Origin of the sequence: Streptomyces sp. NBC_01244 (assembly GCF_035987325.1) — a bacterium.
GTDB lineage: Bacteria > Actinomycetota > Actinomycetes > Streptomycetales > Streptomycetaceae > Streptomyces.
Map to the genome: position 1 here is coordinate 7,603,942 of NZ_CP108488.1, position 19,130 is coordinate 7,623,071.

Annotated in this window: 1 protein-coding gene and 1 pseudogene; both read left to right on the top strand. The window is 72.4% G+C overall.

Translation table 11 applies throughout. From position 1 onward, the window contains the following. Positions 1–85: 85 nt before the first annotated feature. Positions 86–13,405 carry a type I polyketide synthase gene (locus OG247_RS33890; RefSeq protein WP_327255771.1) on the top strand — a complete coding sequence of 4,440 codons (13,320 nt, stop codon included), beginning with the start codon at positions 86–88 and terminating at the stop codon, positions 13,403–13,405. Positions 13,406–13,558: 153 nt separating this feature from the next. Further along, positions 13,559–19,105, top strand: a pseudogene (locus OG247_RS33895) (SDR family NAD(P)-dependent oxidoreductase); the annotation flags it as partial. Positions 19,106–19,130: the final 25 nt, after the last annotated feature.

The window sequence follows — 19,130 nt, forward strand, 5'->3', positions numbered from 1 at the left end:
GGAGCCGCCTGCCGCCCGCGTACGGAAACTGCTGCCGTACGTCTCCACATCACGCCCGCGCCCAGGGCCAAGGAGCAGATCCGCCATGCCCTCTTCCATGCCTGCAGCCATGCCCCCGCACGCCCCCGTAGCCGTCATCGGCATGTCCTGCCGGCTGCCCGGGGCCGCAAGCCCCGAGGCCTTCTGGACCCTCCTGAGCAACGGCACCGACGCCGTCACCGAGGTGCCCGCCGACCGCTGGGACGCGGAGGCGCTCCACGACCCGGACCCGGCCGTGCCCGGGCGGTCGGTCAGCAAGCGGGGCGGATTCCTGGACGACATCAGCGGATTCGACGCCGGGTTCTTCGGCATCTCCCCGCGAGAGGCCTCGGCCATGGACCCGCAGCAGCGACTCACCCTCGAACTCGCCTGGGAGGCCCTCGAACACGCACGGATCGTCCCCGCCGGGGTGCGGGGCGGGCGGGTCGGCGTGTTCGTCGGTGCGATGGCGGACTCGTACGCGACCCTGACGCAGCGCCAGGGCCTGGAAGCCGTCGGCATCCACACCATGACCGGCGTCAGCCGGGGCATCCTCGCCAACCGCGTCTCCTACCTGCTGGGCCTGCGGGGCCCGAGCCTGACCCTCGACACCGGCCAGTCCTCCTCGCTCGTCGCCGTACACGAGGCCTGCGAGAGCCTGCGCTCCGGCGAGTCGGAGATCGCGCTGGCCGGCGGGGTCAACCTCGACGTCGTCCCGGACGGCTTCGTCGCCGCCACCAAGTTCGGCGGCCTCTCCCCGGACGGCCGCTGCCACGCCTTCGACGCCCGCGCCAACGGCTTCGTCCACGGCGAAGGCGGCGGCCTCGTCGTACTCAAGCGGCTGGACCGCGCCCTCGCCGACGGCGACCGGGTGCTCGCCGTGATCCGCGGCTCGGCCGTCAACAACGACGGTGGCGGCCAGAGCCTCACCTCGCCCGTCCCCGGCGGCCAGGAGGACGTGCTCCGGCTCGCCTACGAGCGGGCCGCGACCGACCCGGCGGACGTCACGTACGTGGAGGCGCACGGTACGGGTACCCGGCTGGGCGATCCGGTCGAAGCAGCCGGGCTCGGCGCGGTGTTCGGAGAGAACCGCAGCGTCACCAGGCCGCTCCTGATCGGTTCCGTGAAGACCAACATCGGGCACCTGGAGGCCGCCGCGGGCATCGCGGGCCTCATCAAGGTCATCCTCTCCCTCGTCCACCGGGAACTGCCTGCCAGCCTCAACTTCGAGACGCCCAACCCCGAGATCGACTTCGAGGAACTGCGCCTCGAAGTCCGTACGGAGCACGGCCCCTGGCCCCGGGCGGCGGCTGAACCGGACCCGGACGGGCAGGGCGCGTACAGGCAGGGCGCACCGCTCGTGGCCGGTGTCACCTCCTTCGGGATGGGCGGCACCAACTGCCACGTCGTCCTGTCGGAGAGCCCGGCCCCGGTCCCCGCCCCGGCGGTGCCCGCCGAGGCCACCGAGGCCACCGAGGCCACCGAGGCCACCGAGGACAAGGCCTCGTTGCCGTACGTCCTGTCCGCACGCACCGATGAGGCCTTGCGGGCCCAGGCGCGGCAGCTCCGCGACCGACTGGTGGACGGTCCGGACATGGTGCGCGCCGACCTCGCGTATTCACTCGCGGTCACACGGTCCGCTCTTGAGCGTCGGGCGGTGGTGGTGGCGGGTGACCGTGAGGGGCTGGTGGCTTCGTTGGGGGAGCTGGCTGCCGGGCGTGGTGCGGGTGGTGTGTCGGTGTCGGAGGGTCTGCAGGCGTTCTTGTTCACGGGGCAGGGTTCGCAGCGGGTCGGGATGGGGCGTGAGTTGTATGACGCCTTCCCTGTCTTCGCGTCGGCCTTTGATGCGGTGTGTGGGGCTGTCGACCCGTTGCTGGCTGGGTCGTTGAGGCAGGACGTCTTCGAGGGTGCGGATGGTGTTCTCGATCGCACGGAGCTGACGCAGCCGGCTGTCTTCGCTCTTGAGGTCGCGTTGTTCCGGCTCTTGGAGTCGTGGGGTGTGCGTCCCGATGTCCTGGCGGGGCATTCGATCGGTGAGATCGCTGCCGCGCACGCGGCCGGTGTGCTTTCCCTTGCGGATGCCGCACGACTCGTGGTGGTGCGAGGTGCGTTGATGCAGGCTCTGCCCGCGGGCGGGGGCATGGTCGCGGTGACGGCTTCGGAAGAGGACGTCACGCCGCTGCTTGCGGGCCGTGAGGGTCTGTTGAGCCTGGGCGCGGTCAACGGAGCGGAGTCTGTTGTCCTTTCGGGTGCCGACTCGGCGCTGGCCGAGGTGGTGGCCGTCCTGGAAGAGCGGGGTGTCAAGACCCGTCGTCTGAAGGTGAGTCATGCTTTCCATTCGCCGTTGATGGACCCGATGCTCGACGAGTTCCGCACGGTCGTGGAAAGCCTGTCCTTCGGGAAGCCCGATCTGCCGGTGGTCTCCACGGTCACTGGCGAGTTGATTCCCGGTGAGGAGTTCGCTTCCCCCGAGTACTGGATCGGGCATGTCCGTCAGACCGTCCGCTTCCACGACGCGGTACGGGCCCTCGAAGCCCACGGCGTTACGCGTTTCATCGAGGTCGGCCCTGATGCCACCCTCACCGCCCTGGCACAGACTTCCCTCAGCGGTGGAACGGGGACGGCCTTCGCGGCCTCCCTGCGCAAGGGCCGCCCCGAAGCCCGGACCCTGCTGTCCGCTCTCGGCACGGTCTTCGCGCACGGTGGCAGGGTCGACTGGGAGGCCTTCTTCGCGGGCTCCGGCGCACGCCGGACGGACCTGCCCACCTACCCCTTCCAGCGCCGCCCGTACTGGATCGCAACCACGGCCGAGCCCGTATCCGTAGCGGCGTCCGCGTCCGCGTCCGCATCCGTACCCGAGCCCGTATCGCGTACGCCGGAGCCCGCGGAGCAGCAGTCGCTCCTGGAGCTCGTCCGGGCCCGTGCCGCCGAGGTCCTCGACTACGCCGGACCGCACGAGGTCGATCCCACCCGCAGCTTCAGGGACCTGGGATTCGACTCGCTGACCTCGGTCGAGCTGTGCGGCCGGCTGAGCGCGGCGACCGGGCTTCGGCTGCCCGCCACCCTGCTGTTCGACCACCCCACCCCGGCCGAGGTCGCCCGTCATCTCCGTGACGAACTGGGCGGCCGCGAATCCGCCTCCGACGCCGCCTCCGACGCCATCCGGACAGCGTCGGACGAGGAGCCGATCGCCATCGTCGCGATGAGCTGCCGACTGCCCGGCGGAGTCCGCTCGCCCGAGGAGCTGTGGGAGCTGCTGGCCGACGGCGGGGACGCGATCTCCGAGTTCCCCGCCGACCGCGGCTGGGACCTCGACGCCCTGTACGACGCGGAGCCCGGCGTGCCCGGTCGTACGTACACGCGTTCCGGAGGATTCCTCTACGACGCCGCGCAGTTCGACCCCGAGCCGTTCGGGATCTCGCCGCGCGAGGCCACCGCGATGGACCCGCAGCAGCGCCTGCTGCTGGAGAGCTCCTGGGAGGCGCTGGAACGGGCGGGCATCGCGCCGGACACGCTAGGCGGCACCCGCACGGGGGTGTTCATCGGCCTCTCCCCGCAGGAGTACGGGCCCCGGCTGCACGAAGCAGGCGAGGGCTCCGAGGGGTACGTCCTGACCGGCACCATCCCGGCCGTGGCCTCCGGGCGCATCGCCTACACCTTCGGCCTCGAAGGGCCCGCCGTCACCATCGACACGGCCTGCTCGTCCTCGCTCGTGGCCCTCCACCTGGCCTGCCGTTCGCTGCGCTCGGGGGAGAGCACCCTCGCCCTCGCCGGCGGTGTGATGGTGATGTCGAGCCCCGGCATGTTCGTCGAGTTCAGCCAGCAGCGCGGCCTTTCCGCCGACGGACGGTGCAAGGCGTTCTCCGCCGACGCCGACGGGACCGGCTGGGCCGAGGGCGCGGGCGTGCTCGTCCTCGAGCGGCTCTCGGACGCCCGGGCGAACGGCCACGAGGTGCTCGCGGTGATCCGCGGTACGGCGGTCAACCAGGACGGCGCGAGCAACGGCCTGACCGCCCCCAACGGCCCCTCCCAGCAGCGGGTCATCCGCGCCGCGCTGGCCGACGCCGGTCTGTCCGCCGCCGAGGTCGATGCGGTCGAGGCGCACGGTACGGGCACGCGGCTGGGCGACCCGATCGAGGCGCAGGCCCTCCTGGCGACGTACGGCCAGGACCGGCCCGAGGACCAGCCCCTCTACCTGGGCTCCCTGAAGTCGAACATCGGGCACGCCCAGGCGGCCGCCGGTGTCGCCGGTGTCATCAAGATGGTGGAGGCCATGCGGCACGGGGTGCTGCCCCGGACGCTGCACGTCGGCGAGCCCTCGCCGTACGTGGACTGGTCCACGGGCGCGGTGCACCTGCTGACCGAGGCCCGGGAGTGGCCGGAGACCGGTCGGCCGCGCCGCGCCGCCGTCTCCTCCTTCGGTGTGGGCGGGACCAACGCCCACGCCATCATCGAACAGATCGTGCCGTCCGACACGATTGGCCAGACCGACGAGACCGACGAGACCGGGAAGGACCCGGAGGCGGACACCGTCGCCCCGTCCGCACTGCCGTGGGCCGTGTCCGCGGCGACGCCCGCAGCGCTGCGCGCCCAGGCCGCGCGCCTGCGCGACCAGGTGGCCGCCGATCCCGGCACCGACCTCGCCGCCGTCGCGCTCTCCCTGGCCACCACCCGCGCCACGCTCAGGGAGCGTGCCGTGGTCGTGGCCGGCGACCGGGATGGCTTCCTGGCCGGGCTCGGCGCCCTGGCCGACGGCGAGCCGGCCGACCGGCTGGTGACCGGCACCGCCGCCGGTGCCCGTCGACCCGTGTTCGTGTTTCCGGGGCAGGGGTCGCAGTGGGTGGGTATGGCCGTGGGTCTCCTCGACCGGTCACCTGTGTTCCGTGACAGCATCGAGTCCTGTGAGGCGGCGTTGTCGCCGTACGTGGACTGGTCGCTGACCGGCGTACTGCGTGGTGCGAAGGGCGCTCCGGGCTTCGAGCGTGTCGATGTGGTCCAGCCCGTTCTGTTCGCCGTCATGGTCTCCCTCGCGGAGCTGTGGCGTTCGCACGGTGTCGAGCCGGCTGCGGTGGTCGGGCATTCGCAGGGCGAGATCGCGGCGGCCTGTGTTGCCGGCGCGCTCTCCCTGGAGGATGCGGCGCTCGTGGTCGCTCTGCGCAGTCAGGCTCTTGTGGAGATCGCCGGGGACGGCGGAATGGTGTCCGTGCCGCTGCCCGCCGCCGAGGTGCGCGAACGGATCACATCGTGGGACGACTTGTCCATCGCCACGATCAACGGTCCCCGTTCCACCGTCGTCTCCGGTAGTGCGCGACAGCTCGAGGAGCTCCTGGCCGTCTACGAGGCCGCCGATGTGCGGGCCCGTCGTATCCCGGTCGATTACGCCTCGCACTCCGCGCACGTCGAGGCCATCGAGGAGCGTCTGGCCGAACTCCTGGCCCCCATCCGCCCCCGCACTCCCCGCATCCCCTTCCACTCCACGGTCACCGGCCGGCCCGTCACAGGCGAACAGGGCGAACAGGACGGACAGGGCGGTCAGGACGGTCAGGGCGGACAGGGTGACCGGCTCGACGCCGCGTACTGGTACCGCAACCTCCGCCACACCGTCCAGTTCGAGGACACCGTGCGCTCGCTCCTCGACCAGGGCTTCGATGCCTTCATCGAAATGAGCCCGCACCCCGTCCTCGCGATCGGCGTGCAGGAGACGGTGGAGACCGCGGGTGCCTCCGACATCGCCGTGCTCTCCTCCCTGCGCCGTGACGAGGGGGGACCCGAGCGGTTCCTGGCCTCCCTGGCCGAGGCCCACGTACGGGGCGTGGCGGTGGACTGGCTGCTCGCCCCGGGCCCCCGCGCGGCCCTGCCCACCTATGCGTTCCGGCGCGACCGCTACTGGCTCTCGTCCCACTCGGGCGGCGCCGCGGCCCGTGCGGGCGACGCCCGCGAGGACCGCTTCTGGGAGGCCGTCGAGAACCAGGACACGACCTGGTTCGCCGGTGAACTCGGCGCCGAGGACGGCGACGCGCTCGCGCCCGCCCTGTCCCTGCTGGCCGACTGGCGCCGCCAGGGCCGCGAGACCACCGAAGCCGAGGGCCGCCGCTACCGCGTCACGTGGCGCACCCTCGGCGACACTCCGCTGCCCCAGCTGTCGGGCACCTGGCTGCTCGCCGTGCCCGCCGGGCACGCGGAGGACCCCTGGGTCACCGGCGCCGCCGCGGAACTCACGGCGCGCGGAGCTCGCGTACTGCCGCTGGAGCTGTCCGGTGCACATGATCCCGACCCCAATCGTGCCCAGGCCCGGGACCGGACCGCCGAGGCCGTACGCGTCGTCGCCGACGGCGCCGAGCTGTCCGGAGTGCTGTCGCTCCTCGCGCTCGACGGCTCCGGCCCGGCCGCGACGCTCGCCCTCGTCCAGGCTCTCGGCGACACCGGAACCAGCGCACCGCTGTGGGCCGTCACCCGCGAAGCCGTACGTACGAACGACACGGACGCGCCCAGCGATCCGGTACAGGCGCGCACTTGGGGCCTCGGCCTGGTCGCCGCCCTGGAGCACCCCGACCGCTGGGGCGGCCTGATCGACGTGCCCGCCGAGCCCGACGCGCACACCCTGCGCCGGCTCTGCGGCATCCTCGCCTCATCCGGCACCCAGGGAGAGGACCAGCTGGCCGTCCGGGCCCGCGGGATCCTGGCCCGCCGCCTGGTCCGCGCACCGCGCACCGCCGCGGCCGCGGCAGCCGCGGCGGCCGACGCGGGATGGCAGCCCCGGGGCACCGTACTGGTGACCGGCGGAACGGGCGCGCTGGGCGCCCGCATCGCCCGCGGCCTGGCCGCCGCGGGAGCCGGACACCTGCTGCTGACCAGCAGGCGCGGCGGCGACGCCCCCGGTGCGGGGGAACTGGCCGACGAGCTCTCCGCCCTCGGCGTGCGCGTCACCGTCGCCGCCTGCGACGCCGCCGACCCGAAGGCGCTGCGCGCCCTGTTGGCCTCGGTCCCCGGTGACCAGCCGCTGACGGCCGTCGTGCACGCCGCCGGCGTCCTCGACGACGCCGTCATCGAGGCGCTCACGCCGGAGCAGCTGGACCGGGTGCTGACGCCCAAGGCGGACGCCGCCTGGCACCTGCACGAGCTGACCCGTGAACTCGGCATCGAGCTGGAGGCGTTCGTCCTCTTCTCGTCCGTCATGGGCGTCCTCGGCAACGGCGGCCAAGCGGCCTACGCCGCCGCCAACGCCTCCCTCGACGCCCTCGCCCACCTGCGCCACGCGCTGGGCCTGCCGGCCGTGGCCATCGGCTGGGGCATCTGGGGCGGCGGCGGCATGGTCGGCGACGCCGCCGAGGCGCACATGCTGCAGCGCGGGGTTCCGGCCATGGACCCCGAACAGGCCGTGGCGGCCCTCTGGTACGCAGCGGCCCAGCCGGAGCCCGCGCTCGTCGTCGCCGACATCGACTGGCAGCGGTTCGCCCCGCGCTTCGCCGCCACCCGGCCGAGCCCGCTGCTCGCCGAACTGCCGGAAGCCCGCGAGGCACTGGCCGAGGCGGCTTCGGCGGCTTCCGCCACGGGCACCGCCTTCGCCGGCACCTTGCGCGAGCTCACCGAGGCCGAACAGCTGCGTGCCGTACTGGACCTCGTACGGGCCCAGGCGGCCGCCGTGCTCGGCCGTGCCCCCTCCGACGTGCTCGCGCCCAACCAAGCCTTCAAGACCTCGGGCTTCGACTCGCTCACGTCGGTGGAGCTGCGCAACCGGCTGGCCACCGCCGTCGACCTGACCCTGCCCACCACCCTGGTCTTCGACCACCCCACGCCCGCGGCCGTCGCCCAGCACCTGCTGACGATGCTGGTCGGCGAGACGACGTCCGGAGCACAGGGGCGGGCACAGCGCGCCGTCCGGGCCGTCCGGGCGGACGGCGACACGCACGCCGCCGACCCGATCGTGATCGTGGGCATGAGCTGCCGCTTCCCGGGCGGCGCGGACACGCCCGACGGACTGTGGGACATCGTCAGCCAGGGGCAGGACGTCATCGCACCCTTGCCGGACAACCGCGGCTGGGACACCGGGAAGCTCTACCACCCGGACCCGGAGCACCGCGGCACCTCGTACGCGCGTGACGGCGGATTCCTCTACGGGGCGGGCGATTTCGACGCCGCCTTCTTCGGGATCTCCCCGCGCGAGGCGCTGGCCATGGACCCGCAGCAGCGGCTGCTGCTGCAGACGTCCTGGGAGGCGTTGGAGCGGGCCGGCATCGCCCCGGACAGCCTGCGCTCCACCGACACCGGCGTGTTCGCCGGCGTGATCCACCAGGACTACGGCGCGCTGCTGCACGAGGCCCCCGAGGAGGTCGAGGGGTACCTCCTCACCGGAAAGTCCTCGAGCGTGGCCTCGGGCCGGATCTCCTACACCCTGGGTCTGGAAGGTCCCGCCCTGACCGTGGACACGGCCTGCTCGTCCTCGCTCGTCGCCGTGCACCTGGCAGTGCAGTCCCTGCGCAACGGCGAATGCTCCCTGGCGCTGGCCGGTGGCGCGATGGTGATGGCCACTCCCGGCCTCTTCGTCGAGTTCAGCAGGCAGCAGGGGCTGGCCCGGGACGGCCGTTCCAAGGCCTTCTCCGCCGACGCGGACGGTACGAGCTGGGGCGAGGGCGCGGGCGTCCTCGTACTGGAGAAGCTGTCGGACGCGCAACGCAACGGACACCGGGTCCTGGCCGTCGTACGGGGCTCCGCCGTCAACCAGGACGGCGCCAGCAACGGCCTCACCGCCCCCAGCGGCCCCTCGCAACAGCGCGTCATCCAGGCGGCCCTGGCGGACGCGGGTCTGTCCGCCGCCGAGGTGGACGCGGTCGAGGGCCACGGCACCGGCACCCGCCTCGGCGACCCCATCGAAGCCCAGGCACTGCTCGCCACGTACGGGCAGGAGCGGACGGACGACCGCCCGCTCTACCTCGGCTCCCTGAAGTCCAACATCGGGCACACGCAGGCGGCGGCGGGCGTCGGCGGAATCATCAAGATGGTCGAGGCAATGCGGCACGGGGTGCTGCCCCGGACCCTGCACGTCGGCGAGCCCTCCCCGCACGTCGACTGGTCGGCGGGGGCGGTGGAACTCCTCACCGCGGCCCGGGAGTGGCCGGAGACCGGCCGACCGCGCCGGGCCGCCATCTCGGCCTTCGGCGTCAGCGGAACCAACGCCCATCTCGTACTGGAACAGGCTCCGCAGTCCGAGGCACCGGAGCCCCGGACGGCGGGCGGGGACGACGACCGGATCGGGGTGCCCGTACTGCCTCTGGTGGTGTCTGCGAAGAACCCGACCGCCCTGCGCGCGCAGGCCGAGCGGCTGCTCGCCGCACTGGGCGACGCATCCCCGGCCGAGGCACTGGACTTCGCCTACTCGGCGGCCACCACGCGCGCGGTGTTCGAGCGTCGGGCGGTGGTGGTGGCGGGTGACCGTGAGGGGCTGGTGGCTTCGTTGGGGGAGCTGGCTGCCGGGCGTGGTGCGGGTGGTGTGTCGGTGTCGGAGGGTCTGCAGGCATTCTTGTTTACGGGGCAGGGTTCGCAGCGGGTCGGGATGGGGCGTGAGTTGTATGACGCCTTCCCTGTCTTCGCGTCGGCCTTTGATGCGGTGTGTGGGGCTGTCGACCCGTTGCTGGGTGGGTCGTTGAGGCAGGACGTCTTCGAGGGTGCGGATGGTGTTCTCGATCGCACGGAGCTGACGCAGCCGGCTGTCTTCGCTCTTGAGGTGGCGCTGTTCCGGCTCTTGGAGTCGTGGGGTGTACGGCCTGACGTCTTGGCGGGTCACTCCATCGGTGAGATCGCCGCGGCCCACGTCGCCGGTGTGCTTTCCCTCGCCGACGCCGCGCGACTCGTCGTCGCACGGGGCGCGTTGATGCAGGCCCTGCCTGACGGTGGGGGCATGGTCGCGGTGACGGCTTCGGAAGAGGACGTCACGCCGCTGCTCGCGGGCCGTGAGGACGTGTTGAGCCTGGGCGCGGTCAACGGGCCTCAGTCCGTGGTCCTTTCCGGTGCCGACAGTGCCATGGCCGAGGTCATCGCCATTCTCGAAGAGCGGGGTGTCAAGACCCGTCGTCTGAAGGTGAGTCATGCTTTCCATTCGCCGTTGATGGACCCGATGCTCGACGAGTTCCGCACGGTCGTGGAAAGCCTGTCCTTCGGGAAGCCCGATCTGCCGGTGGTCTCCACCGTCACGGGCGAGTTGATTCCCGGTGAGGAGTTCGCTTCCGCCGACTACTGGATCCGCCACGTCCGCCAGACCGTCCGCTTCCACGACGCGGCACGAGCTCTGGAGGCCCACGGCGCGACCCGCTTCATCGAGGTCGGCCCCGATGCCACCCTCACCGTCCTGGCACAAAGGTCCCTTGGCGGCGGGGCACGGATGGTCTTCGCGGCCTCCCTGCGCAAGGGCCGCCCCGAAGCCCACACCCTCGTCTCCACCCTCGGCACGGTCTTCACACACGGCGCCGCGGTCGACTGGGAGGCCTTCTTCGCGGGCTCCGGCGCACGCCGGACGGACCTGCCCACCTACCCCTTCCAGCACCAGCACTACTGGCTCACGCCCGCCCCCGGCAACCGCGCCCAGGGCAGTGCCTCGGCCTTCGGCCTGAGCGATGCCGGCCACCCGCTCCTGGGTGGATTCATCGACCAGCCCGGAACCGACACCCTCTCCTTCACCGGCCGTCTCTCCCTCCAGACGCACCCCTGGCTCGCCGACCACGCCGTACTCGGCAACGTCCTCCTCCCCGGCACCGCCCTCGTCGAACTGGCACTCAGCGCCGGCGAACACCTCGGCACCACAACCCTCGAGGAACTCACCCTGGCCGCTCCGCTCGTGATCCCGCAGCAAGGCGGCATCGACATCCACGTATCCGTCGGCGAGGCCGACGAGGCCGACGAGGCCGGCCGGCGCCCGGTGGGCATCCACTCCCGCACGGGGGACAACCAGGCCGGCGAGCCCTGGACGCAGCACGCGGGCGGCTTCCTCACCGTCGGGTCCGCGACACCTCCCGCCGGGGCCTGGACGTGGCCGCCCGCCGATGCGGAGCCCGTGGACCTCGACGCGCTCTACGAGTCGTTCGCCGAGGCCGACTACGCCTACGGCCCCGCCTTCCGCGGGCTGGCCGCGGCCTGGCGGCGCGGAGACGAGGTCTTCACCGAGACCCGGCTGCCGCAGGAACAGCACGCCGACGCGGCCGGGTTCGGTCTGCACCCCGCGCTCCTCGACGCCGCACTGCACGGGACCTTCCTCCAGGGCGGCGGCGAGCGGCGGCTCCCCTTCTCCTGGTCCGGGGCGCGCTGGTACGCGACCGGTGCCACGGAGCTGCGTACCCGCCTCGCCCCGGCCGGACCGGACGGCGGCATCCAGGTCACGTCCTACGACGCCGTCGGCAATCCCGTGGCCTCGGTGGACTCCCTGGTCCTGCGCCCGGCTCCGGCCGGGCAGCTCGGCCGTCCGGCCGCAGACCCGCTGTACCGGGTGGAGTGGGTCCCGGCGGCGCCGGCTTCCGACGCACCCGCCGTACGGGCCGTCGTACTCGGGCCGGACGGTCCGTACCCTGACCTGGCCGCGCTGCGGGCCGCCGTCGCGGCGGGCGAGCCGCTGCCGGAGGCCGTGCTCTGCCCGGTCGGCCAGGCGGCCGATCCGGCTGCGGCCGACGCCGATGTGACGGCCGACGAGGTACGGGCGGCCGGGCTCCGGGGCCTCGGGCTCCTCCAGGAGTGGCTGGCCGACGAGCTGCTCGCCGATTCGCGGCTCGTCCTGGTCACCGCGCGGGCCGTGGCCGTCGACGCGGACGAGGACGTACGCGATCTGGCGCACGCTCCGCTCTGGGGTCTCGTGCGGTCGGCGCAGGTGGAGCACCCGGGCCGGTTCGCCCTGGTGGACGTCGACGAGGCCGGGGCCGGGACCCTGCGGCTGGTGGCATCCGTCGCCTGTGGCGACGAGCCGCAACTGGCCGTCCGCGACAAGGCCGTACGAGTGGCCCGGCTGGCCCGGGTGGCGGCGCCCTCGGGCGCTCCCGCGGACCTCGGTCCGGGGACGGTTCTGGTGACCGGCGGTACGGGCACGCTGGGTGCGCTCGTGGCCCGGCACCTGGTCTCGGAACACGGTGCACGCCGTCTGCTCCTGACCAGCCGCCGAGGTCCGGAGGCCCAGGGATCCGGTGAACTGGCCGAAGAACTGACAGCGTTGGGCGCCGAAGTGACCGTGGCGGCCTGCGACGTCTCCGACCGCGAAGCCCTGCGACGACTCCTGGACTCCGTACCCGACCTGACGGCAGTCGTCCACACGGCCGGGGTCATCGACGACGGGGTCATCGGCTCGCTGACGGAGGGCCGGCTGGAAACGGTGTTCCGGGCCAAGGCCGATGCGGCCCTGCACCTGCACGAGCTCACCCGTGACCTCGGACTGGCGGAGTTCATCCTGTTCTCAGGCGCGGCAGGCGTGTTCGGCAGTGCGGGACAGGCCCACTACGCGGCGGCGAACGTCTTCCTCGACGCGCTCGCGCAGCGCCGCCGCGCTCAGGGCCTGCCCGCCACCGCCATGGCGTGGGGACTGTGGGCGGAGCGCAGCGGAATGACCTCCCACCTGGACCGGACCGCGCTGAACCGGCTGTCCCGCGCCGGTTTCGCCCCCATGTCATCAGCGCAGGGCCTCGCCCTCTTCGACGCGGCCCGGGCGGCGGACGAGAGCACGCTGGTGACGCTCGGTCTCGACCGGCGGGCGCTGCGCGAACAGGCGGCCGCAGGCAGCCTCCCGCTGTTCCTGAGCGCGGTGGTCCCGGCCCCGGCCCCGGCCCCGGCCGTACGGAGGATGTCGACCGCTGCCGGTGCCGGTGCCGCGGCTACTGCCCCTGGCGGAGCGCAGAGTGAGGACACCCTCGCCGAGAGGATATTCGTACTGCCGCAGGCGCAGCAGACCGAGCAACTGGTCGCCCTGGTGTGCGGCGAGGTCGCGGACGTCCTCGGGCACGCCTCGGGCGCGTCGGTCGATCCCGCGCAGGCGTTCAAGGACCTCGGTTTCGACTCGCTGAGCTCGGTGGAGCTGCGCAACCGCCTCAACCGGGTCTCCGGCCTCCGGCTGTCGGCCACGCTCGTCTTCGACCACCCGTCCCCGCAGGCCCTGGCCGAGCTGCTCCGCGAGGAACTGCTGCGCGGCCGGCGCCCGTCCGCCGACCGGGTTCTCACCGACCTGGCCGCACTCGACGGCCTGCTCGGCTCGGCCGAGGCCGGGGACCCCGCTCGTGGACGCATCGTCAGCAAGCTCGAGGAGCTGGTGGCGCGCTTCGGGGACCGGCCCGCGCAGACACAGCAGGGGAGCGCGACGGCGGAGGACACGATCGAAGCGGCCACCGATGACGAACTCTTCGCCCTCATCGACGGCGAGCTGTGAGCCGTGAGCATCCCCGGCACCACCACCAGCACCAGCGGCACCACGCCCACCCCCGTATCCGGACCGATTCCGACGCACGAACGACATCGCGAGGCGAACCCAGTGACCACGGCGACGAACGAGGACAAGCTCCGTTCCTACCTCAAGCGGGTCACTGCCGACCTGCAGGAGACCCGGAGGCGGCTCCAGGAGATCGAGAACGGCCCCGCCGAACCCATCGCGATCGTGGGCATGAGCTGCCGCTACCCGGGCGGGGTGGAATCCCCGGAGGACCTGTGGAGGCTCGTGGAATCGGGCGCGGACGGCGTCTCCCGGTTCCCGGCGGACCGTGGCTGGGACCTGGACGGCCTGTTCCACCCGGACCCCGACCACCGGGGCACTTCGTACGCCGAAGAGGGCGGATTCCTGCACAGTGCCGGCGAGTTCGACCCCGCACTCTTCGGCATCTCACCGCGTGAGGCACTCGCCATGGACCCGCAGCAGCGGCTCCTCCTCGAGACGTCCTGGGAGGCGTTCGAGCGCGCCGGGATCGATCCGCTGTCCGTCGGCGGCTCCCGCACCGGTGTGTTCACGGGGTTCATGTACCACGACTACCTGACCCGGCTGTCCGAGCTCCCCGAGGAGCTCGAAGGCTTCAGGGGAACGGCCGACGTGGGCAGCGTCGCCTCGGGCCGGGTCTCGTACGTCTTCGGCCTGGAGGGCCCGGCACTGACGGTCGACACGGCCTGCTCGTCCTCGCTCGTCACCCTGCACCTCGCGGCCCAGGCGCTACGCCGCGGCGAGTGCACCCTGGCCCTGGCCGGAGGCGTCGCGGTGATGCACACGCCGGACATCTTCGTCGATTTCAGCCGTCAGCGCGGTCTGGCTACGGACGGGCGTTGCAAGTCGTTCTCCGATGACGCGGACGGCACCGGGTGGGGTGAGGGCGTTGGCATGCTCCTCCTGGAGAAGCTGTCGGACGCTCGTCGCAATGGGCACCGGGTCCTGGCCGTCGTACGGGGCTCCGCCGTGAACCAGGACGGTGCGAGCAACGGTCTGACCGCCCCCAACGGTCCTTCGCAGCAGCGTGTCATTCGTGCGGCGCTGGCGGACGCGGGTCTGTCCGCCGCGGAGGTGGACGCGGTCGAGGCGCACGGCACGGGTACCCGGCTCGGTGACCCGATCGAGGCCCAGGCCGTGCTCGCGACGTACGGGCAGGAGCGGACGGAGGACCGTCCGCTGTACCTCGGTTCCCTGAAGTCCAACATCGGGCACACGCAGGCGGCGGCGGGCGTCGGCGGAATCATCAAGATGGTCCAGGCGATCCAGCACGGACTCCTGCCCCAGACCCTGCACGTCAGCGAACCCTCTTCCCGGATCGACTGGTCGGCGGGGGCGGTGGAACTCCTCACCGAGGCCCGGGAGTGGCCGGAGACCGGCCGGCCGCGCCGCGCCGCCGTCTCCTCCTTCGGCATCAGCGGAACCAACGCCCACGTCATCCTCGAACAAGCACCCGCAGAGGAACCGGACGCTGCCACCGCGGCCACCCCTGCTCCTGGTGTGGTACCGCTCGTGCTGTCCGCCGACTCGCAGGAGGCGCTGCGGGAGCAGGCCGCGCGACTGGCCGCCTTCTGGGACGAGAACCAGGAAGCGGCTGTCCCCTCGATCGCGTACTCGCTCGCGACGACAAGGTCAGCCCTCGAACACCGAGCCGTCGTCGTGGCGGAGGGGCGGGAGGAGGCGCTGCGCGCCCTCCACTCCCTCGCATCCCTCGCATCCCTCGCAGAGGGGACGGCGGTGGCCGATGCGGAGCTGGGAGTCGCGGTGCGCGGTTCGCAGGCGTTCTTGTTCACGGGGCAGGGTTCGCAGCGGGTCGGGATGGGGCGTGAGCTCTATGGGGCGTTCCCCGCGTTCGCCTCGGCCTTCGACGCCGTGTGTGAGGCTGTCGACCCGTTGCTGGGCAGGGCGTTGAAGCAGGACGTCTTTGAGGGTGAGGATGGTGTTCTCGATCGCACGGAGCTGACGCAGCCGGCTGTCTTCGCTCTCGAAGTGGCGCTGTTCCGGCTCCTGGAGTCATGGGGCGTGCGCCCTGACGTCCTGGCGGGTCACTCCATCGGTGAGATCGCTGCCGCACACGTGGCCGGTGTGCTGTCCCTGACCGACGCTGCACGTCTGGTGGTCGCGCGGGGTGCGTTGATGCAGGGTCTGCCCGCGGGCGGGGGCATGGTCGCGGTGACGGCTTCCGAGGACGACGTCAGGCCGCTGCTCGCCGGCCGCGATGACGTGCTGAGCCTCGGGGCGGTCAACGGACTTCAGTCCGTTGTCCTTTCGGGTGCCGACTCGGCGCTGGCCGAGGTGGTGGCCGTCCTGGAAGAGCGGGGTGTCAAGACCCGTCGTCTGAAGGTGAGTCATGCTTTCCACTCGCCGTTGATGGACCCGATGCTCGACGAGTTCCGCACGGTCGTGGAAAGCCTGTCCTTCGGGAAGCCCGACCTGCCGGTGGTCTCCACCGTCACGGGCGAGTTGATTCCCGGTGAGGAGTTCGCTTCCCCCGAGTACTGGATCGGGCATGTCCGCCAGACCGTCCGCTTCCACGACGCGGTACGAGCCCTCGAAGCCCACGGCGTCACGCGTTTCATCGAGGTCGGCCCTGATGCCACCCTCACCGCCCTGGCACAGACTTCCCTCAGCGGTGGAACGGGGACGGCCTTCGCGGCCTCCCTGCGCAAGGGCCGCCCCGAAGCCCGGACCCTGCTCTCCGCTCTCGGCACGGTCTTCGCGCACGGTGGCAGGGTCGACTGGGAGGCCTTCTTCGCGGGCTCCGGCGCACGCCGGACGGACCTGCCCACCTACCCCTTCCAGCACCAGCACTACTGGCTCACGCCCGCCCCCGGCAACCGCGCCCAGGGCAGTGCCTCGGCCTTCGGCCTGAGCGATGCCGGCCACCCGCTCCTGGGTGGATTCATCGACCAGCCCGGAACCGACACCCTCGCCTTCACCGGCCGTCTCTCCCTCCAGACGCACCCCTGGCTCGCCGACCACGCCGTACTCGGCAACGTCCTCCTCCCCGGCACCGCCCTCGTCGAACTGGCACTCAGCGCCGGCGAACACCTCGGCACCACAACCCTGGACGAACTCACCCTCCAGGCACCGCTGGTGATCCCCGAGCGAGGCGGCGTCCAGCTGCACCTGTCCGTCGGCGAGTCCGACGCGACCGGGGCCCGCACCATCGAGGTCCACTCCCGTACCGAGGAGGACGGTCCTTGGGTGCGGCATGCGAGTGGTGTGCTGTCAGTGGAGGTGGAGGTGGAGGTGGGGGAGGCCGGCTTCGACTTGAGCGTGTGGCCGCCGCGGGGTGCCGAGCCGGTTGCCGTGGACGGGCTGTACGCCGCCATGGCCGAAGCGGGCTTGGAGTACGGTCCGGCCTTCCAGGGTGTACGGGCCGTCTGGCGTCGGGGTGAGGAGGTCTACGCCGACGTCGTGCTGTCCGAGGCTCAGGCGCAGGAGGCCGCACGCTACGGTCTGCACCCCGCACTCCTCGACTCCGCGCTGCACGGTGTGTTCCTCGGCGGCGACGGGCAGGGCGAGCGGAAGCTGCCGTTCGCCTGGAGCGCGGTGCGCCTGTACGCCACCGGCGCGACGGAGTTGCGGGTCCGGCTGACCCCCACGGGGACCGACTCGCTCTCCGTGCAGGTCGCCGATGCGGACGGCAAGCCCGTGGCCTCGGTGGAGGCACTCGCGCTGAGATCCGTATCGGCCGCGCAGCTCGGCGGGGCTGCGGTCCACGACACGCTGTTCCGGGTGGCGTGGAGCCCAGTGCCCGCCACGGAGGCCCCCGTGGGTTCCGGCGGGCTCACGGTGGTCGGCCACGATGCCGCCGTGTTCCTCCCCGGGCACACCACGTATCCGGACCTGGCGGCGCTCGCCGCCGCCGGCCCGGTGCCCGAGCTGGTCGTCGTACCGTTCCTCGGGACTCCGGGGACTCCGGGGACCCTCGGGGCGCCCGGACCCGACGCGGCGACCGCGCACACGACCGTGCGGCAAGGTCTGGCCGTCCTGCGGGAGTGGCTGGCGGACGAGCGGTTCGCGGACGCGCGGCTGGTGGTCCTGACGCGGGACGCCGACCGCGAGCCCGCCTCCGCCGCCCTGCGGGGCCTGGTGCGGTCCGCCCAGGCCGAAAACCCCGGCCGCATCGTGCTGGTCGGCACGGACGGGGACCCCGCGTCGCTCGCCCTGCTTCCGGCCGTCGTCGCCACGGAGGAGCCGGAGACCGATCTGCGGCCGGGCGCGTCGTTCGCCCGGCGACTGGTGCGCGCGGAAGCAACGGAGGCAACGGAAGCAACGGAAGCAACCGGAGCAAGGGGCTCCGGGTTTGGTCCGGGGACGGTTCTGGTGACCGGTGGTACGGGCACGCTGGGTGCGCTCGTGGCCCGGCATCTGGTGTCGGAACACGGTGTACGCCGTCTGCTCCTGACCAGCCGACGCGGTCTGGAGGCGCAGGGGGCCGGTGAACTGGCGGAAGAGTTGGCCGCGTTGGGTGCCGAGGTGACCGTGGCGGCGTGCGACGTCTCTGACCGTGAGGCCTTGCGCGGACTCCTGGGCTCCGTGGCCGATCTCACGGGGGTGGTCCATACCGCGGGTGTCCTCGACGACGGTGTGCTGACCTCGCTCACTCCGGAGCGCATCGAGAAGGTTCTGCGACCCAAGGTCGATGCGGCCTGGAACCTCCACGAGCTCACGCGGGGACTGGACCTCTCCGCCTTCGTCCTCTTCTCTTCCGCCGCCGGTGTCTTCGGCAGTGCGGGGCAGGCCAACTACTCGGCCGCCAACGCCTACCTCGACGCTCTCGCCGAGCACCGTCACCACCTGGGCCTGCCCGCCCTCTCCCTGGCCTGGGGACTGTGGGCCGACACCACGCACACCGCCGGCATGGGAGCCACCCTCAACAACGCCGACCTCGCCCGGATCGCCCGTACGGGATTCCTCCCCCTTTCCGAGGCACAGGGACTCGCCCTGCTGGACTCCGCGCTGTCATACGGCGACGCGGCGGTGCTGGTCCCCGCGCCCCTGGACCTGGCGGCGCTCCAGAGCAGCGGTCGCGAACTCCCGCCGCTGCTGCGCGCGCTCGCCCCTGCCCGGGCCCGCCGGTCGGTCGCCGCGCGGGCCATCGGTGCCGCGGGTACCCCCGGCGGCACGGCGCTCCCGCTCGCGGACCGGCTGCGGGCGCTGCCCGCCGAGGACCGCTCCCGGTACGTGCGCGACCTGGTCCGTACGCACGTGGCGTCGGTGCTGGGCTTCGCCGGACCGCAGGCGGTCGCCACCGGGCGCTCCTTCCAGAACCTCGGCTTCGATTCCCTCAGCACCTTCGAACTGCGCAACGCGCTGGGCGCGTCCACCGGGCTGAAGCTCCCCGCGACGATCGTGTTCGACTACGCCGACGTCAATGCCCTGACCGAGTTCCTCCTCGGTCTGCTGCTGCCCCGCGAGGAGCCCGGTGCCCGAGTGCTGGAGCAACTGGACCTCCTGACCGGCACGCTCGAAGCGCTCGGCCCGGACGACGACGGCGTACGCGCCGCCGCCGGGACCCGGCTGCGCGCACTGCTCGCCGCCCTGGCCCCCGAGACCGCCCCCGTGCCCACCGACTCCGGTGCGCTGGCGATCGAATTGGCGACGGCGGACGAGCTCCTTGACCTCATCGACGCGGAATTCGGCGACTCCTGACCGCCCCGTCGGACAACTGATCCTG